Below are 1,073 nucleotides of genomic sequence, written 5' to 3'. Positions count from 1 at the left end.
AAAGTCTAGTGACGATGGCGAAGAGGTCACACCCGTTCCCATGCCGAACACGGAAGTTAAGCTCTTCAGCGCCGATGGTAGTTGGGGGATCTCCCCCTGCAAGAGTAGGACGTCGCTGGACTTATATAGTGGAGGATTAGCTCAGCTGGGAGAGCATCTGCCTTACAAGCAGAGGGTCGGCGGTTCGAGCCCGTCATCCTCCACCATATTTTTCAACCCGCAAGGGTACATATAATGCCGGCCTAGCTCAATTGGTAGAGCAACTGACTTGTAATCAGTAGGTTGGGGGTTCAAGTCCTCTGGCCGGCACCAGCTTTTCTTACATGAAAAGAGCCATTAGCTCAGTTGGTAGAGCATCTGACTTTTAATCAGAGGGTCGAAGGTTCGAGTCCTTCATGGCTCACCAGTTATTTGCGGGTGTGGCGGAATTGGCAGACGCGCTAGACTTAGGATCTAGTGTCTTACGACGTGGGGGTTCAAGTCCCTTCACCCGCACCAATTGCGGAAGTAGTTCAGTGGTAGAACATCACCTTGCCAAGGTGGGGGTCGCGGGTTCGAATCCCGTCTTCCGCTCCATTAACTTAATATATTTGCGCCCGTAGCTCAATTGGATAGAGCGTCTGACTACGGATCAGAAGGTTAGGGATTCGACTTCTCTCGGGCGCACCATTACTTTTACTATTTTCTTTTTTTAAAACGGGAAGTAGCTCAGCTTGGTAGAGCACTTGGTTTGGGACCAAGGGGTCGCAGGTTCAAATCCTGTCTTCCCGACCATCTATCTTCTATTTATAACAAAGGGGCCTTAGCTCAGCTGGGAGAGCGCCTGCCTTGCACGCAGGAGGTCAGCGGTTCGATCCCGCTAGGCTCCACCAAAACTTTTTCAAAAAAGTCGTTGACACTGACAAACACATCATGGTATGATGGTTTGGTCGCTGAAAACGACGATGAAAGAAAAATTGCTCTTTGAAAACTGAACGAAACGCCATGTAAGTAGTTGTTTCTACGGAAACAAATTGTTTTAAAAGCTAGATTAAGCTTTCTATCGGAGAGTTTGATCCTGGCTCAGGACGAAC

General features: G+C 48.9%; 8 tRNA genes and 1 rRNA gene. All 9 read left to right on the top strand.

Annotated features, from left to right (window positions below):
• Positions 1–4 precede the first annotated feature (4 nt).
• The 9 genes from rrf to LCL91_RS21840 all read left to right on the top strand — a co-directional run bounded on the left by rrf (position 5) and on the right by LCL91_RS21840 (position 872).
• A 5S ribosomal RNA gene (rrf, locus tag LCL91_RS21880) occupies positions 5–121 on the top strand.
• A 9-nt stretch (positions 122–130) separates the two neighbouring features.
• A tRNA-Val gene (locus LCL91_RS21875) sits at positions 131–206 on the top strand.
• Positions 207–236: 30 nt separating this feature from the next.
• A tRNA-Thr gene (locus LCL91_RS21870) sits at positions 237–312 on the top strand.
• A gap of 18 nt (positions 313–330) precedes the next feature.
• Positions 331–406: transfer RNA gene (locus tag LCL91_RS21865), tRNA-Lys, on the top strand.
• Between the two features lie 7 nt (positions 407–413).
• A tRNA-Leu gene (locus tag LCL91_RS21860) sits at positions 414–498 on the top strand.
• 3 nt (positions 499–501) lie between these two features.
• A tRNA-Gly gene (locus tag LCL91_RS21855) sits at positions 502–576 on the top strand.
• A 16-nt stretch (positions 577–592) separates the two neighbouring features.
• Positions 593–669 (top strand) — tRNA-Arg (locus tag LCL91_RS21850).
• A gap of 28 nt (positions 670–697) precedes the next feature.
• Positions 698–774: transfer RNA gene (locus LCL91_RS21845), tRNA-Pro, on the top strand.
• Positions 775–796: 22 nt separating this feature from the next.
• Positions 797–872 (top strand) — tRNA-Ala (locus LCL91_RS21840).
• Positions 873–1,073 lie beyond the last annotated feature (201 nt).

The sequence above is a fragment of the Guptibacillus hwajinpoensis genome (genome assembly GCF_020171785.1).
GTDB classification, from domain to species: domain Bacteria; phylum Bacillota; class Bacilli; order Bacillales; family Guptibacillaceae; genus Guptibacillus; species Guptibacillus sedimenti.
The sequence above is the reverse complement of the archived record's forward strand: the minus strand, read 5'-3'. Positions and strand labels throughout refer to the sequence as shown.